12 protein-coding genes and 1 pseudogene are annotated in these 14,146 nt (G+C 74.5%); 6 read left to right on the top strand and 7 right to left on the bottom strand.

Annotation, left to right across the window (positions count from 1 at the left end; genetic code table 11):
• Positions 1-217 precede the first annotated feature (217 nt).
• The gene (locus D7M15_RS13830; protein WP_121517787.1) at positions 218-2,368 is read right to left on the bottom strand and encodes a PhoX family phosphatase; all 2,151 of its coding nucleotides are present in this window, start codon (positions 2,366-2,368) and stop codon (positions 218-220) included.
• Positions 2,369-2,579: 211 nt separating this feature from the next.
• Here D7M15_RS13830 and D7M15_RS13835 point away from each other — a divergent pair, with 211 nt between their 5' ends.
• Both D7M15_RS13835 and D7M15_RS29400 read left to right on the top strand, forming a co-directional pair.
• A complete protein-coding gene (locus D7M15_RS13835; RefSeq protein ID WP_121517788.1) occupies positions 2,580-3,329 on the top strand; it encodes a Clp protease N-terminal domain-containing protein in 750 nt (249 codons plus the stop codon).
• Between the two features lie 81 nt (positions 3,330-3,410).
• Positions 3,411-4,442, top strand: coding sequence for a phosphotransferase (locus tag D7M15_RS29400; protein ID WP_121517789.1), 1,032 nt, complete (start codon positions 3,411-3,413; stop codon positions 4,440-4,442).
• 32 nt (positions 4,443-4,474) lie between these two features.
• Here D7M15_RS29400 and D7M15_RS13845 read toward each other — a convergent pair whose 3' ends face one another.
• The 4 genes from D7M15_RS13845 to D7M15_RS13860 all read right to left on the bottom strand — a co-directional run bounded on the left by D7M15_RS13845 (position 4,475) and on the right by D7M15_RS13860 (position 7,526).
• Positions 4,475-4,891 (bottom strand): Dabb family protein, encoded by a 417-nt coding sequence (locus D7M15_RS13845; protein ID WP_121517790.1) that lies wholly within the window; start codon positions 4,889-4,891, stop codon positions 4,475-4,477.
• 77 nt (positions 4,892-4,968) lie between these two features.
• The gene (locus tag D7M15_RS29405; protein ID WP_121517791.1) at positions 4,969-5,592 is read right to left on the bottom strand and encodes an ABC transporter permease; all 624 of its coding nucleotides are present in this window, start codon (positions 5,590-5,592) and stop codon (positions 4,969-4,971) included.
• Between the two features lie 84 nt (positions 5,593-5,676).
• Positions 5,677-6,447, bottom strand: coding sequence for a TetR/AcrR family transcriptional regulator (locus tag D7M15_RS13855; protein ID WP_121517792.1), 771 nt, complete (start codon positions 6,445-6,447; stop codon positions 5,677-5,679).
• Positions 6,444-7,526 (bottom strand): medium chain dehydrogenase/reductase family protein, encoded by a 1,083-nt coding sequence (locus D7M15_RS13860; protein WP_121517793.1) that lies wholly within the window; start codon positions 7,524-7,526, stop codon positions 6,444-6,446. The genes D7M15_RS13855 and D7M15_RS13860 overlap by 4 nt, the downstream gene beginning before the upstream one ends.
• A 115-nt stretch (positions 7,527-7,641) precedes the next feature.
• On the opposite strand from D7M15_RS13860, the gene D7M15_RS13865 reads away from it, so the two are divergent.
• Positions 7,642-8,289 (top strand): TetR/AcrR family transcriptional regulator, encoded by a 648-nt coding sequence (locus tag D7M15_RS13865; RefSeq protein WP_121517794.1) that lies wholly within the window; start codon positions 7,642-7,644, stop codon positions 8,287-8,289.
• Between the two features lie 536 nt (positions 8,290-8,825).
• The gene (locus tag D7M15_RS13870) at positions 8,826-9,299 is read left to right on the top strand and encodes a hypothetical protein (RefSeq protein ID WP_121517795.1); all 474 of its coding nucleotides are present in this window, start codon (positions 8,826-8,828) and stop codon (positions 9,297-9,299) included.
• Positions 9,300-9,354: 55 nt separating this feature from the next.
• Here the strand turns inward: D7M15_RS13870 and D7M15_RS13875 are convergent, their stop codons facing one another.
• The gene (locus tag D7M15_RS13875) at positions 9,355-10,761 is read right to left on the bottom strand and encodes a hypothetical protein (RefSeq protein WP_240649641.1); all 1,407 of its coding nucleotides are present in this window, start codon (positions 10,759-10,761) and stop codon (positions 9,355-9,357) included.
• A gap of 396 nt (positions 10,762-11,157) precedes the next feature.
• On the opposite strand from D7M15_RS13875, the gene metG reads away from it, so the two are divergent.
• Positions 11,158-12,801, top strand: coding sequence for a methionine--tRNA ligase (gene metG, locus D7M15_RS13880; RefSeq protein WP_121517796.1), 1,644 nt, complete (start codon positions 11,158-11,160; stop codon positions 12,799-12,801).
• A gap of 149 nt (positions 12,802-12,950) precedes the next feature.
• Here metG and D7M15_RS13885 read toward each other — a convergent pair whose 3' ends face one another.
• A complete protein-coding gene (locus tag D7M15_RS13885; RefSeq protein ID WP_240649752.1) occupies positions 12,951-13,541 on the bottom strand; it encodes a hypothetical protein in 591 nt (196 codons plus the stop codon).
• Between D7M15_RS13885 and D7M15_RS13890 the strand changes: the two are divergent.
• Positions 13,534-14,025: pseudogene (locus tag D7M15_RS13890) on the top strand (alpha/beta hydrolase); the annotation flags it as partial. The gene D7M15_RS13885 and the pseudogene D7M15_RS13890 sit on opposite strands and share 8 nt — an antisense overlap.
• Between the last annotated feature and the right edge of the window lie 121 nt (positions 14,026-14,146).

A 14,146-nucleotide genomic window follows, 5' to 3' on the forward strand; every position in this document is an offset into this window, starting at 1 on the left:
CCGCAGCGCGGGCGGAGGGCGCGCGGGGGGCGGGCGCGCACCCGGTCGTCCTTCCCCGTACGGGAGCGGGCCGGGAGACTGGAGCGGCAGCCGACCTGCCGACCCCTCCGCCGATTTCCTGAACCGAACCGAACCGGAACGAAGGGGAACACGTCGGCGCCGGGGCCCGTGACAGGTGTGTCGCGGGCCCCGGCGCCGAGTGGGCGAGGGGTGCGGGTCAGCGGCCGATCGGGCCGCCGTCCTTCGCGCGGACCGTGATGACCGACGGACGTACGGCCTTGCCCGGCCCGTCCGGCCACTGCGAGACGGGGTGGTCCGCGCTGGCGCCGTCCACCTCGCCCGGGTGCTGGACCGCGACCAGTACGCGCTCCTCCTGGACGACCGGCCCGCAGACCTCCGCGCCCTTCGGCACGGTGAGGAACTGCCTGACCTCGCCCTCCCGCTTCCCGTTCACGGCGACGCCGAACAGCCCGTCGTTGCTGCCGAGGGCGTTGCCGTCGGTGGCGAGCCACAGGTTGCCGTACGGGTCGAACGCGATGTTGTCCGGGCAGGAGATCGGGCTGACCCGCTCCTTGGGGAAGCCCGCGAAGTACGTGCCCGGGTCCTCCGGGTCGCCGCAGACGAGGAACAGCCGCCACGCGAAGCGCGTACCGGCCGGGTCGTCGCGGTGCTCGGACAGCTCCAGGACCTGGCCGTGCTTGTTGCCGTCGCGCGGGTTGACCTCGTCGGCCGGGGCCTTGCCGGCGGCGCCGCGGTCGGTGTTGTTGGTGAGGGCGACGTAGACGCGTCCGCCGCGCGGGCTCGGTTCGACGTCCTCGGGCCGGTCCATCTTGGTGGCGCCCGCCTTGTCGGCGGCGATCCGCGTGAAGACGTACACCTCCTCGGCGGTCATGCCCGGCACGTACGACCGGTCGCCCGCCGCGAGCCTGACCCACTCGCCGCGCCCGTCGAACTCGCCGTCCTCCGGCAGCTTCCCGCTGCCGTCGATCTCGTCGGCGGGGCTGTCGCCGCTGAACCTCGCGACGTACAGGGTGCCTTCGTCGAGGAGCTTCGCGTTGTGCTCGCGGACCCAGGCGCCGTGGCCGCGGCGCATGCGCTCCTTGGAGACGAACTTGTAGAGGTAGTCGAACTTCTCGTCGTCGCCCATGTAGAGCACCACGCGCCCGTCGCGGGTGAGGCGGGGCTCGGCGGCCTCGTGCTTGAAGCGGCCGAGGGCGGTCCGCTTGCGGGGTGTGGAGTCGGGGTCGTACGGGTCGATCTCGACGATCCAGCCGAAGCGGTTGGCCTCGTTCGGCTCCTTGGCGAGGTCGAACCGGTCGTCGTACCGCTCCCACTTGCGTTCCGACGCGCCGCCAGTCAGCCCGTAGCGGGCCAGCCGCTCCTTGGTGGCGGGGTCGGTGACGTCGTCGGCGTGGGCGAAGTACTGGTTGAAGTTCTCCTCGCCGGACAGCACCGTGCCCCACGGGGTGATGCCGCCGCCGCAGTTGTTGAGCGTGCCGAGGACCGTACGGCCCTCCGGGTCGGCCGTGGTGCGCAGCAGTGCGCCGCCCGCCGCCGGGCCGGTCACCTCGAACGGGGTGGTGGCCGTGACGCGGCGGTTCAGCGGGTGCCGGGGCAGGGCGGTGAGGCCGCCGTCGCGGCGCTCCTCGGCGGCGAGCACGGTGAGGCCGTGGGCGGCCCAGCCGACCTCGACCTGTGCGCGGGTCGGGTTCTCCTCGTCGTAGCCGCGGAACATCATGACCTCGGTCGTGTACTCGTGGTTCACCACGAGGAGTTGACCGCCGCAGCCGCCCGTGCGGTGACCGTCGCCCGTACGGTGGTCGCCGCGCGCGCCGGGGCCGCCGCGCGCGCCGTGGTGCGCGCCGTGGCCGCCGCCGTGCGGGAGGTCGAGGACCGCCATGTAGTCGCAGTTGAAGCCGAACTGGAGCGCCTGCGCGTCGCCGGTCTGCCGGTCCGGGTCGAAGGCGGGGGCGCCGGGGAGCACGGGGTCGCCCCAGCGGATCAGCACGTCGTGCGTGTAGCCCTCGGGCACGGTCACGGCGTCGCGGGTGTTGGGCGCGACGGGCGCGAAGCGCAGTCCGCGCGCGGCCTCGCCGCGGCGGGCGGCGGCGGCCGTGCCGCGGCCCCGCGCGGCGGCCGGGGGCGCGGCGCCGACGACGGTGGCGCCGGTGGCCGCGAGGACCGTACCGGCGGCGCCCGCGGCGAGCACCGCGCGGCGGGACAGGGCACCGGCGACGACATCGCCGAGGTACGCGTTGCCGCTCTTGTTCGGCACCTCGTGGAAGCAGGCGTCACCGCAGCGGTAACGGCAGGTCAGGGCGGATCTTCCGCCGGGATGCGAGCCGACGAGCGGCAGCAGTTCACGCATGGGTCCCCTCCGGATCTTCGAGCTACGCCGGGCGTGACGCTAGGGGGGCGGGCCCGCCGGAGGACGACGTCGAGGTGAATGGGGAGTGAACCGGTGCCCCGTTCCGGCCGGTTCGGCACCGTACGCGGGGCGGGGGCGGGTACGGGGGCGGCACGACGCGGGTGTCAACTCGCGGTTGACATGGCGATGAGTGTCAACTTACGGTTGACACATGACCGAACCCACGAACATGACCCACCCCGTACGCCTCGACGACCTCATCGACGCCATCAAGACGACCCACTCCGACGCCCTCGAACAGCTCTCCGACGCCGTCATCGCCGCCGACCACCTCGGCGAGCTGGCCGACCACCTCATCGGCCACTTCGTCGACCAGGCCCGCCGCTCCGGCGCCTCCTGGTCGGACATCGGCAAGAGCATGGGCGTCACCCGGCAGGCCGCGCAGAAGCGCTTCGTGGCCAAGGGCTCCGGCGACGCCGACCTCGACCCCGCGCAGGGCTTCAGCCGCTACACCCCGCGCGCCCGCAACGCCGTCATCGGCTCCCAGAACGCCGCCCACTCCGCCCGCAACGACGAGATCACCCCCGCCCACCTCGTCCTCGGCCTGCTCACCGAACCGCAGGCGCTCGCCGCGACGGCGATCACCGCGCAGGGCGTGACGCTGGACGCCGTACGGGAGGCCGCGACGCTGCTGCTCCCGCCCGCCGCCGCCGAGGTGCCCGCGCTGACACCGTTCAACGCGCAGGCCAAGAAGGCCCTGGAGCTGACCTTCCGGGAGGCGCTGCGGCTGGGGCACAACTACGTCGGCACCGAGCACATGCTGCTCGCCCTGCTGGAGCACGAGGACGGCTCGGGCCTCCTGCACGGCCTCGGCCTCGGCAAGGGCGCCACCGAGGAGTACGTCGCGGAGCAGCTGGCGGCGTACACGCGGGAGGCGGCGCGGGAGGAAGGGCAGGAGTAGGGCACCGAGCGCGGGGGCGGACGCGGGGCGCGGGGCGAATCCGGGTGCGGGCGGCGGGCGGCGCGTGGTTGGCTGCGCAGCGTGAAGGACCGCCCCGAGGGCATCGACGAGCAGGACGTCCGCCGGGCCCTCCAGGACGGGTGGGGGCTCGGCCGGGTCACCCTCGCGTACGCGCCGGTCGGCTTCGGCGACTACCACTGGACGGCCACCGACCGCGCCGGACGGCGCTGGTTCGTGACCGTCTCCGACCTGGCGCTCAAGCCGTACTGCGTGCACGGGCCTCCCGTGCCCGACGCCCCCGGGAGCGGCGAACGCGCCCTGTCCGACGCCGCGTTCGACGGGCTGCGCCGCGCCATGGACACCGTCGCGGCGCTGCGCGACGGCGGTCCGGACCTCGCCGTCGCGCCCCGACCGGACGTACGCGGCGGGACCGTACGGCGGCTCGGCGTACGGCACGCGCTGAGCGTCTTCCCGTACGTAGACGGGGAGTCGGGGGACTTCGGCCGCCCCCGTACGGCGGAAGAGCGCGCCGCCGTCCTCGACCTGCTCGCCGCGCTCCACCGCGCCCCCGCCCCCTCCCGTACGCCCGTCCTCCGGCCGGAACTCCCCGACCGCGCGGTGCTCACCGCCGCCCTCGACGGTCCGGAACCGGCCCCGGCTCCGGGCCACGGGCCGTACGCCGAGCCCGTACGCGCGCTGTTGGCCGAGCACGCCGTACGACTCCGGGGGCGGCTGCGGGAGTTCGACCGGCGGGTGGTCGAACTCCGTTCCCGCGGAGCCCCGTTGGTCGTCACGCACGGCGAGCCGCACCCCGGCAACGTGCTGCGCGCGGGCGACCGGCGCCTCCTCGTCGACTGGGACACGGTCGGACTCGCCGTCCCCGAACGGGACCTGTGGTCCGTGGCCGCCACCCCGGACGACCTCGCCCGGTACGCGGAGGCGACGGGCCGTACGCCGGACCCGCGGGCCCTGGAGCTGTACGCGCTCCGGTGGGACCTGGCGGACCTGGCGGAGTACGTCGCCCGCTTCCGTGCCCCGCACGGCGACACCCCGGACGCGCGCGAGGCGTGGGCCGACCTGTCGGTGGTCGCGGCGCGGCTGGCCGGGGCCTGAACGGGCGCGGCCCGCCGGGGCTCCGTACACCGTCACCCGCCCCCGTGCGGGACGGCGCTGCTGCCCGCGTGCGCGTCCAACCCGGCGACCAGGGACGCCAGTCGCGGGGACCCGGCGTAGTTCCGGCGCTGCAACTCCGCGATGCGCGCGCCCAGTCCGGGGTCCGGGGTGTCGCAGATGTCGAAGCTCTCGAACCTCGCCATCAGGGGGAAGCCGACCCGCTCCGACCGGGTGTGCGCCGGGTGGGCGAGGTACGCGCCGTACCCGTCGAGGTCCTCCAGCGCGAACACCGCGCTCCAGTCGTAGTCGCCGCCGTACTCGGTGCCGAAGACGAACGCCTTCACCGCCGGGATGTCCCGGCCCTGCGCCTCCAGGCACTCCAGCGCCTCGTCGACCTGCTCGGGGGTGACGTCGTCGCGGAGCTTCATGCGGATGCCGTGGTAGATCATCGGGGTTCTCCTCCGTGGTGGTGCCGGTCGCGTGGACGGGCGTGGTGCGCGGGGTCGTCGGGGAAGGTGCGCGGTGGTCAGCGGCGGCGGCGCACGGCGGCGACGCGGCGGAACTCCAGGGCGGTGGCGACCACGTAGCCGCCGCCCCCGGCCGCCGCGAGGACCTGGAACAGGCCCGGCGTGCCGAACGACAGGGCGATCGTGGAGACCAGCGCGAGCCAGACGCCGAGGCCGTAGTGCAGGACGTTGCGGCGGGCGGCGCCCTCGCTGAGGTAGATCAGGCCGACCATCAGGCCGGAACCGGCGGGCCAGAGGGTGTCGGCCAGTTCGGGCATGTCGAGCGACGAGGTGAGACCGGTGATCGCGAGGGCCAGCGCGGCGAACCCCACGACCCAGGAGAGGCCGAGGAGCCGCCCGCTGAACACGTCGGCCGTGTCGGCCCCCCGCTGGGAGCGGAGCGCGGCGCGGGTGGCGAAGACCGTACCGGCCAGCAGGCCGACACCCAGCAGCGCCATCGGCAGCCACTCGGGCAGGACGACCAGCGGGTCGTCGCCACGGGACAGCGCGGCGCCGCCGTGGCCGAGCAGCCAGGCGAGGCCGAAACCGACGTACGCGGCGCGGTTGTCGACGTCCCCGGGCCGGAGTCCGGCGGCGGGAACGGGGGCGGGGGCGGTACGGGTGGTGAGGGTGGCGGTGCTCATGGCAGAGGTCTCCTGAGGTGAGGGGCGGAAGAGGGTGCGGGGTGCGGTGCGAGGTGCTGTGCGGCGCCGCGTACGGCGGCCCGTTCAGACGAGGTGCGACAGCGGGGAGGCGAGACGCCGGACGATGTCGTCCGGCCAGGCGAACGCGTCGCTGACGGCCCGCTGGTGGGCGAGCCCGTGCAGGCCCAGCCACAGGGCGACGGCGTCGGCGGCCGGGTCCGTGCTCGCGCAACACCCGGCGGCCACGCAGTCGTCGAGACAGTCGGCCAGCAGGCGCGTCGCCTCCCCGCCGGACGGCGCGGCGTCCGGGTCGGCGGGGTGCAGGGTGGCCGGGTCCGGGTCGACCGGGTCCGGGGCGGCGGAGTCCCGTACGGGGTGCCACGCGCCGCCGAACATCACGCGGTACCGCTCGGGGTGGTCGTGGGCGAAGGCCAGGTACGCGCGGCAGACGGCGTGCAGCCGTCGGCTCGGGTCCCCGCCCGCCGCGCCGTGGGCGGCCCGGAGGTCGTCGGCCAGCGCGGCGAACGCCTGCCGCACCACGTCCCGTACGAGGGCGGGCCGGTCGAGGTAGTGCGGGTAGATCGAGGGCGCGGAGATCCCGGCCCGGCGGGCGACGGCGCGGAGGGTCACGGCCCGCTCGTCGCCGTCGGCGTCGAGGAGTTCGGTCGCGGCGGCGAGGATGTCGGCCCGCAGCAGGCGGCCCTCGCCGCGCCGGTTCGGGCGGCGACGCGAGGCGTCGCGCGGGGCGCGCGGCGTACGCGGGGCGCGCGGGGCGGGGGTCGTACCGGAGGCCGTGCCCGCGCCCGTACCGGAAGCCGTGCCCGTGCCCGCGCCCGTACCGGAGGCCGGTGTCATGACCGCGGCGCGTCCGGCACCAGGACGACCTTGCCCGCCACGGTGTGCGACTCCGCGAGCGCCAGCGCCGCCCCCGCCTCCGACAGCGGGTACTCGGCGGCGATCCGCGGCGTGAGCGTGCCGTCCGCCACCAGCCGCAGCACCCGTGTCAAGTCCTCGCTCAGCCGGCGCCGGAAGGAGTCGGCGCAACGGCGGCCCGCCCAGAGGTTGTAGAAGTGGGCGCCCTTGCCGTTCGGCAGGTTGTTCCAGACCGCCAGCTGCGCGAACAGCTTCAGCACCGGCAGCTGCGAGTCGCCCGCCAGGTCCTTCGTCGCGGCGGTCCCGTACGACACCAGGGTGCCGCCCTTGCGCAGCAGCCCCCACGACTCGGCGACGGCGGGCCCGCCGACGTGGTCGAAGACGGCGTCGACGCCGTCCGGCGCCAGCTCCCTGATCAACCGGTACATCTCCGGGTCGCGGTAGTCGACCGGGGTCACGCCCTGCTCGCGGAGGCCCTCGTGGTGGCGCGGGGACGCCGTACCGATCACGGACAGGCCCGCGTGCCGGGCGAGTTGGACGAGGAGGGAGCCGACGCCGCCGTTCGCGCCGAGGACGACGACGGTGCCGCCGGACCGTACCCTCGCCGTCCGGTGCAGCATCTGCCAGGCGGTGATGCCGTTGACGAGGACGGTCTCGGCGGCGGCCGGGGAGACCCCGTCCGGTACGGCGACCAGGTCCGCGGCCTCCAGCAGCAGAGCGCTGGCCCACGCGCCGGTCTTGGTGACGGCGGCGAAGCGGCGCCCGACGAGCGCGGGGTCGACGTCCGGGCCGACGGCAGTGACGGTGCCGACCACGTCGTAGCCGGGGACGAAGGGGAACTCCGGCTGGTCGTAGTACTTCCCGCGGCGCATCTGCTGCTCCGCGAAGCACACCCCGGTCGCCTCCATGGTGAGGACGACCTGGCCCGCGGCGGGCGCCGGGAGGGCGCGGGCGGCGACCTCCAGGCCGTCGGGCTCGACCCGGCCCGGCAGGACGATCTCGGTGACGGTGGTGCCGGTGGTGCTGCTCGGGATGGCCGTGGCCTTGGCGTGGTCGCCCATGGGTCCGCTCCGGTTCTCGTGTCGCTCGGTTGTGCTTACGGCCGTAAGGCTACGGCCGTTAGTCGAGCGCACACAAGAGCTAACAGGCGTTAGTTTTTCCGTGTAAGGTGAAGCCATGGACGACGCAGAGAACGGAACGCGCCCCCGCGCACGCGCACGCAACCGCCGCGGGGAGGGCGGCCTCCTGCGGGACGAGATCGTGGCGGCGGCCGTCGCGCTGCTGGACGAGACCGGCGACGAGAGCGCCCTCACCCTGCGCTCCGTCGCCCGCCGCGCCGGGATCGCCGCCCCGTCGATCTACCGGCACTTCCCGGACCAACCCGCCGTCATGCTGGCGGTCGTACGGAACGCGTTCGCGGAGCTGGACACCCTGCTGCACACCGCCCGCGACGCGGCCGAGGACACCCCTCGGGCGCGGCTGCTGGCCGTGTGCGACGGCTACCTGGAGTTCGCCCGCACCCGCCCCGGGCGCTACCGCACGATGTTCGGCGGGCTCTGGACGCCCGACCTGAACGAGAGTTCCGTGACCGCCGAGGACGTGTCCACGCTCGGCAGTACGAGCATGGAGCTGCTCGCCCGGTCCCTGGGGGACTGCGTCGCGGCCGGTGAGGCCGTCAGCACCGACGTGGCGGCCGACACGGTCGCGCTCTGGCTCGGTCTGCACGGGCTCGCGCACCAGCGCGCGGTCTCGCCCGCGTTCCCGTGGCCGTCGGACATCGCGGACCGGGTCGTGACGACGCTCGCCCACCTCAAGGACGCCTGAGGCGGGGGTCGTTGGACGGTGGTCGACTGCGGGCGGCTGCGGGCGGCGGGCGGTGCGGAATTGCCGTACGGGACGAATTCCACGGACCGTACGGGGGAAATCCCCGGCGGCACTTCACGGGTGCGCGACGCACGTATTCCGGACGCGGCAATTCCGTGCACTCCGCGCCCGGTGCGGGCCGGGGGCGTGCGGTGGAAGTGGAACGCCCCTGGTCACCCGAATGCGGGACTGGTGCAGGTCAACAAGCCGCTGCTAGCGTTTTGTCCAGCGATACCCGTACGAATCGGCGCGGAAATCACACCAGTTGGCACATCGGTCGGCCGGGGTGTTCCGCCGCGCGGAATTCCGTGCCGTCCGTGGACGGCGACCCGTTCCGCCGGAAAAGGACGGCGCGGACCCGCCCGTGAAGGCGGATCGACCCGGCGGGCGGGCCGTGCGTCACCTCCCCGGCGCCGCGTCCGCCCGTCGTCAGCACCGAGCACGAGCACGAGCATGAGCACGCGACCGGCGTCCCGGTCGCGTGGTGAGGGGGCGTGATGCGGCGGAGCCCGCCCGGCCACGACGACGGTCCCGACGGCCCTGGTTCCGAGGGCCCTGGTCCCGACGGCCGCGGCGACGACGCCCGCGAAGTCGGCCCGCCCGGCGGGCCGTTCGGCGCCGCGCAGGAGCCCACGTTCCTACGGGTCCTCGAAGTGCTCGCCGAGCGCGGCCTGTTGCGCGCGCCGGACCCGCCGTCCGCGCCCGGCCTCCCCCGTCCGGAGGCGGGCCCCGGCCCGGGTGGCGCGGACGGCGCGGACGACTCCACCGCCCCCGCCCGCTGCGGGTGCGCCCTCCACCGGCACCGGCCCGCGCCCGTACGCCCGTGGTCGGTCGTCGTCGGCCTGGACGACGACCGGGCGACACCGCCCCCGGAAGAGGCGCGCCGCACGGAACCGGGCCGTACGGAAACCGGCCGTACGGAAGCGCGCCCCCGCCCCGGCAGCCGTACGGCGCACGGCCCGTGGTGGTGAGAGGCCGTACGCCGTACGCGCGCGGGATGCCGTCCGCGCAGGCGCGCGGCAGCGGTCAGGGCGCGATGCCCACGTCCCCCCACCGCTCCCACCACTTCGCCCGCGCCGCCGTCAGCGCGGGCCAATGCCGCCCGCCGGGACGGGGGTTGACCCGCGAGGCGTAGTCGCCGGGCACGTAGGCCGGGTCGAAGAAGCAGCCCGCGCCGTACTCGCGGTCGTACGCGGCGCAGGACGCGGCCACGCCCGACGGCGTCGGCCTGGTGCCGTCCGTCACCCAGGAGGAGAGGGCGCCGAGCGCGGTCGCGTAGCCGGAGTCGCTGAGCGCGCTGTGCTCGCTCTCCCGGGTGAACGTCTGCACCAGGTTCCGCGCGCCGCCCCAGCGCGCGCCCGCCAGGCTCGCGCGGTAGGCGGCGTCCTGCTCCACCGGCACCGTCGGGTCGTCGATCGCGTGCAGCGACAGCACGGGGATGTCGACGACGCCGGTCAGGTCGCTGTCGTAACTCAGGTCGCGTACGGCGGAGCGGTCGGCGGAGAAGCGCTGCACGCCCTTGTTCAGCGCCCGGTCGTCGTGCGAACCGGTGTAGCGCACACCCCTGTTGGAGAACGGGTTCCGGCCGCCCAGCCGCTCCGCGACGATGTCGCGGAAGGTGAACGTGGCGAACGACAGGTGCGAGACGAGCGTCCGTTCCGGCAGCTTCGTCACGGCGAGGATGTCCGCCAGGTTCCGCCGCTGGAGGGCCGTACGGTCCTCGGGGGCGGAGTCGACGCCCGTGCACTCCTGGACGCGGGCGCGGACGTCGGCGTTGGTCATCTCCGAGTCGACGGGCAGGCCGCTCCACAGCGGGTACTGCCTTTCGTCGGGGCGCGGGTGGTTGTGGCAGTAGAACTGGTAGACGGCGCGCAGGTCCACGCGGTGGTCGTAGCCGCGGGAGCCGCCCGCGACCGCGCCGTTGGTGATCAGCGCGCCGTCGTACGCGGGCCGCCCGCCGCCGCGCGGTGCGCGCGCCGCGAAGGTCTCGGCGATCTTCGCGGCGACGTTGCCGCCCCACGACTGCCCGTGCACGTAGGTGCGTTCGGGCTGTCCGAAGGTGGCGACGAAGAGGCGCCGCAGGTTCTCGGTGTCCTCGGCGGCCATCCGTACGCCGTAACCGCCGCGCCGGTACGAGGACCCCGCCCACGCGTAGCCCTCCTCGACCATGACCGACCAGCGGCCGAGATCCTCGCGGTTGCGCTCCGGCGTGGCCGCGCCCAGGTCGGGGCCGCCGTGCGCGTGCATCACGAGGGAGCCGTTCCAGTCGTGCGGGACGGCGATCGAGTAGTAGGCGCCGTTGGCGTCCCGCCCCTCGTAGCAGTCGGTGCCGACGGGCAGCCCGTCCGGGCAGGCGGCGGGCGCCGGCGCCCCGGTGCCCGACCCGCCCGCGGTGTCCCGCGCGGCGGCGGTGCCCGGTGCGAGGCCCGCCACCAGGCAGCCCGCGGCCAGCAGGGCGGCCAGCGGGCGGTACGTACGGCGCGGCGCGCGGCGCGTACGGGGTGGGCCCGCCGTACGCGGCGCGTCCGGGCGGTGTCTCCATGGTGCGGGGCGGCGACTGGTGTCCACGGCGTGCTCCCTCGGGCCTCGGCGGATGTCGCGGGACTGCGGCGTGACGCTAGTCACGGTCCGGTCCGTGGCCGATATTGCGTGCATAAAGAACTTCCCGCCGCCGGACACGCCCCGGAAACCCCCCGGACACACCCCCTTTCGGCCACCCCGCGTGCGCGCCCGCGCACCCCGGGCCACCCCGCGCCCCGCCCGTACGCCGGTGCTGACGGTCCGTGACCGGGTCGAGTCGGCGCCCCGGGGGCCGCTAGGCTTTCGACCATGGCGGCCACTGGAACAGAGCAGACGGGGCAGCGGACGTACTACGTCACGACGCCCATTTACTACGTGAACGACGCTCCCCACCTGGGCCACGCCTACACGACCGTCGCGGGCGACGTGCTCACGCGCTGGCACCGCCAGCGCGGCGAGAAGGTGTGGTACCTCACCGGCACGGACGAGCACGGTCAGAAGATCATGCGCACCGCCGAGGCGAACGGCGTCACCCCGCAGGCGTGGTGCGACCGGCTGGTCGAGGAGGCGTGGAAGCCCCTCTGGCAGCATCTGGACATCGCGAACGACGACTTCATCCGGACGACCGAGGAGCGGCACACGGCCCGCGTACGGGAGTTCGTGCAGGACCTGTACGACCGCGGCGAGATCTACCAGGGCGGCTACGAGGGGCCGTACTGCGTGGGCTGCGAGGAGTACAAGACGGAGGGCGAACTCCTCGACGGCGAGGGCGAGTTCGCCGGGCAGAAGCTGTGCCCGATCCACCGCAGGCCGGTCGAGATGCTCCAGGAGGAGAACTACTTCTTCCGGCTCTCCGCGTACGGCCCGAAGCTGCTGGAGCTGTACGAGGCCGACCCCGGCTTCATCCAGCCCGAGTCCGCGCGGAACGAGGTCGTGAACTTCGTCCGCCAGGGCCTGGAGGACCTCTCCATCTCCCGGTCCACGTTCGACTGGGGCGTGAAGGTGCCCTGGGACGACAAGCACGTCATCTACGTGTGGATCGACGCGCTCCTCAACTACGCGACCGCCGTGGGCTACGGCGCGGACCAGGCCCGCTTCGAGGAGGTCTTCCCCGCCGACGTCCACCTCGTCGGCAAGGACATCCTCCGCTTCCACGCCGTGATCTGGCCCGCCATGCTGATGGCCAACGGCCTGCCGCTGCCCGGGAGGATCGCCGCCAACGGCTGGCTGATGGTCGGCGGCGAGAAGATGTCGAAGTCCAACCTCACGGGCATCTCGCCGCAGCAGCTCACCGACCACTTCGGCGTGGACGCGTACCGCTGGTACTTCCTGCGGGCGATCGCCTTCGGCCAGGACGGCTCGTTCTCCTGGGAGGACTTCAGCGCCCGCTACACCAGCGAACTCGCCAACGACTTCGGCAACCTGGCGTCGCGCGTCGCCGCCATGGTCGGCAAGTACTTCGGCGGCGCGCTGCCCGCGTACGCCGCGCCCGGCCCCGCCGAACAGGCCGTCGTCGACGGGCTGGCGACCGCCGCCGCCGAGGCGGACCGGCGCGTGGGCGACGAGTTGGACTTCGCGGGCGGCATCGCCGCGGTCTTCGACTTCGTCAAGCAGGTCAACGGCTACCTCACGGAGCAGGCGCCCTGGAAGGTCGCCAAGTCCGCGTCCGCCGAGCCCGGCGCGACCGCCGAGGAGGCGGAGGCGCAGGCCCGGCTCGCGACGATCCTGCACACCGCCGCCGAGTCGCTGCGCGCCTGCGCGGTGCTGCTGCACCCGGTGATGCCGGAGACCTGCCGCAAGCTGTGGGACTCCCTCGGCGCCGAGCCCGCGCTGGGCGCGCTCGCCGACCAGCGCGTGCAGGACGCGGGCCGCTGGGGGCAGTTGCCCGAAGGCGTCACCGTGACGAAGGGCGCGGTGCTGTTCCCGCGCCTGGAGGAGCCGAAGGCGGACTGAGGCGCGCGAGCCCGACGTAGGGCACGCGGTACACGTACGGCGGCGGCGCCCACCCGGGTCGGGGTGGGCGCCGCCGTCGCGTACGGCGGCGGGCTCGGCGTCGCGTACGGCGTCGCGCGCGGGGCGGTACGGGCCGGGGCTCCGGCCGGTCAGTCCTGCTGCTCGGCGTCCTCACCGGGGCCGCCGGACAGCACGTCCTTCCCCGGGCCGCCCTCCGCCACGTCACCGGTGGTGCGGATCGTGTCGTCGCCCGCGTCGCCGCGCGCGATCGAGGCGGGGCCGACCGTGAGGGTGTCGTCGCCGTCGCCGCCGCTGACACCGCTGCTGTCGACGCTGCCGGTGCTGGTCAGCTCGTCGTTCCCGGCGCCGAGGGAGAAGGAGTCGGTGAAGAAGGCGTCGGTGGAGTTGTCGACGGTGACGGTGCCGTCGCCGTCACCGGAGTCCAACGCCAGGACGCGGTACGGGCTCTGGCTGTCGACGGTGACCACGGTGCACGTCACCCTGGTGGCGTCGGAGGCGTCGGGGTGGGCGCACCCGTTGCCGGGGGTGAGCGGCGCGACGTCGTCGATGACGAACTCGATGTCCGTGCCGTTGACGAACGTCTCGGAGATCTCCAGCTCGTTGGCCTGCCCCGCGCCCACCGTGAAGGTCAACTCCCGCCCGTTGTCGCTGACTTCGACGGCACCGGCGGACGCGGACGGGGCGGCGGACGGAGCGGCGGAGACGCCGTCCGACAACATGCCGGCGAGCTTCTGGGCCGTGGTCTGCGGTGACCACTCGGCCGCGTGGTCCCGCGACCCGGAGACGTACCGGCGGGACGCCGCCGAGGACAAGGGCCGCTTCCGGCTCTACGGCGACTTCGCGTCGAGCATCGAGCCCTGCGCGTTCTGGGACGAGTCCGCGGAGCCGGTGACCGAGGTCGACAACGGCGTCGGCGGTCTCGTCGTGCAGAACGAGTGGGACCCGCAGACCCCGCTGCCCAGCGAGCAGGCCCTGCACGAGGACCTGAGGGGTTCGCGGATGGTGACCGTACGCGGCGGCGAGGGCCACGGCGTCTACCCGAACGGGACCGCCTGCGCCGACGGCGCCGTCAACGCCTACCTCATGCGGCGCGAACTGCCCGCCGAGGACGTGACCTGCGACGCGCCCACCGGGGAGAAGGGCGGGGCGCGCGAGCGGCGGCACACCGCCCCGACGCCGGAGCGCGCGCCGGACCGCTTCTGAGCCCCGCGCCCGATCGCGGTACGGCCCGACGGACGACGGCGGGGCGGGACCCCTCGTGGAGGAGGTCCCGCCCCGCCGTCACGTGCGTACGGGCCGTCGGGCCGTCAGCTGGTCACACCGT

Origin of the sequence: Streptomyces sp. Z26 (genome assembly GCF_003665095.1) — a bacterium.
GTDB lineage: Bacteria > Actinomycetota > Actinomycetes > Streptomycetales > Streptomycetaceae > Streptomyces > Streptomyces phytohabitans.

Coding starts and splice junctions, on each gene's coding strand:
- D7M15_RS13835 (WP_121517788.1), top strand. CDS start 2,580: ATGACCGAACCCACGAACATGACCCACCCCGTACGCCTCGACGACCTC.
- D7M15_RS13855 (WP_121517792.1), bottom strand. CDS start 6,447: ATGACACCGGCCTCCGGTACGGGCGCGGGCACGGGCACGGCTTCCGGT.
- metG (WP_121517796.1), top strand. CDS start 11,158: ATGGCGGCCACTGGAACAGAGCAGACGGGGCAGCGGACGTACTACGTC.
- D7M15_RS13860 (WP_121517793.1), bottom strand. CDS start 7,526: ATGGGCGACCACGCCAAGGCCACGGCCATCCCGAGCAGCACCACCGGC.
- D7M15_RS13870 (WP_121517795.1), top strand. CDS start 8,826: ATGCGGCGGAGCCCGCCCGGCCACGACGACGGTCCCGACGGCCCTGGT.
- D7M15_RS13885 (WP_240649752.1), bottom strand. CDS start 13,541: ATGTTGTCGGACGGCGTCTCCGCCGCTCCGTCCGCCGCCCCGTCCGCG.
- D7M15_RS13865 (WP_121517794.1), top strand. CDS start 7,642: ATGGACGACGCAGAGAACGGAACGCGCCCCCGCGCACGCGCACGCAAC.
- D7M15_RS13845 (WP_121517790.1), bottom strand. CDS start 4,891: ATGATCTACCACGGCATCCGCATGAAGCTCCGCGACGACGTCACCCCC.
- D7M15_RS29405 (WP_121517791.1), bottom strand. CDS start 5,592: ATGAGCACCGCCACCCTCACCACCCGTACCGCCCCCGCCCCCGTTCCC.
- D7M15_RS13830 (WP_121517787.1), bottom strand. CDS start 2,368: ATGCGTGAACTGCTGCCGCTCGTCGGCTCGCATCCCGGCGGAAGATCC.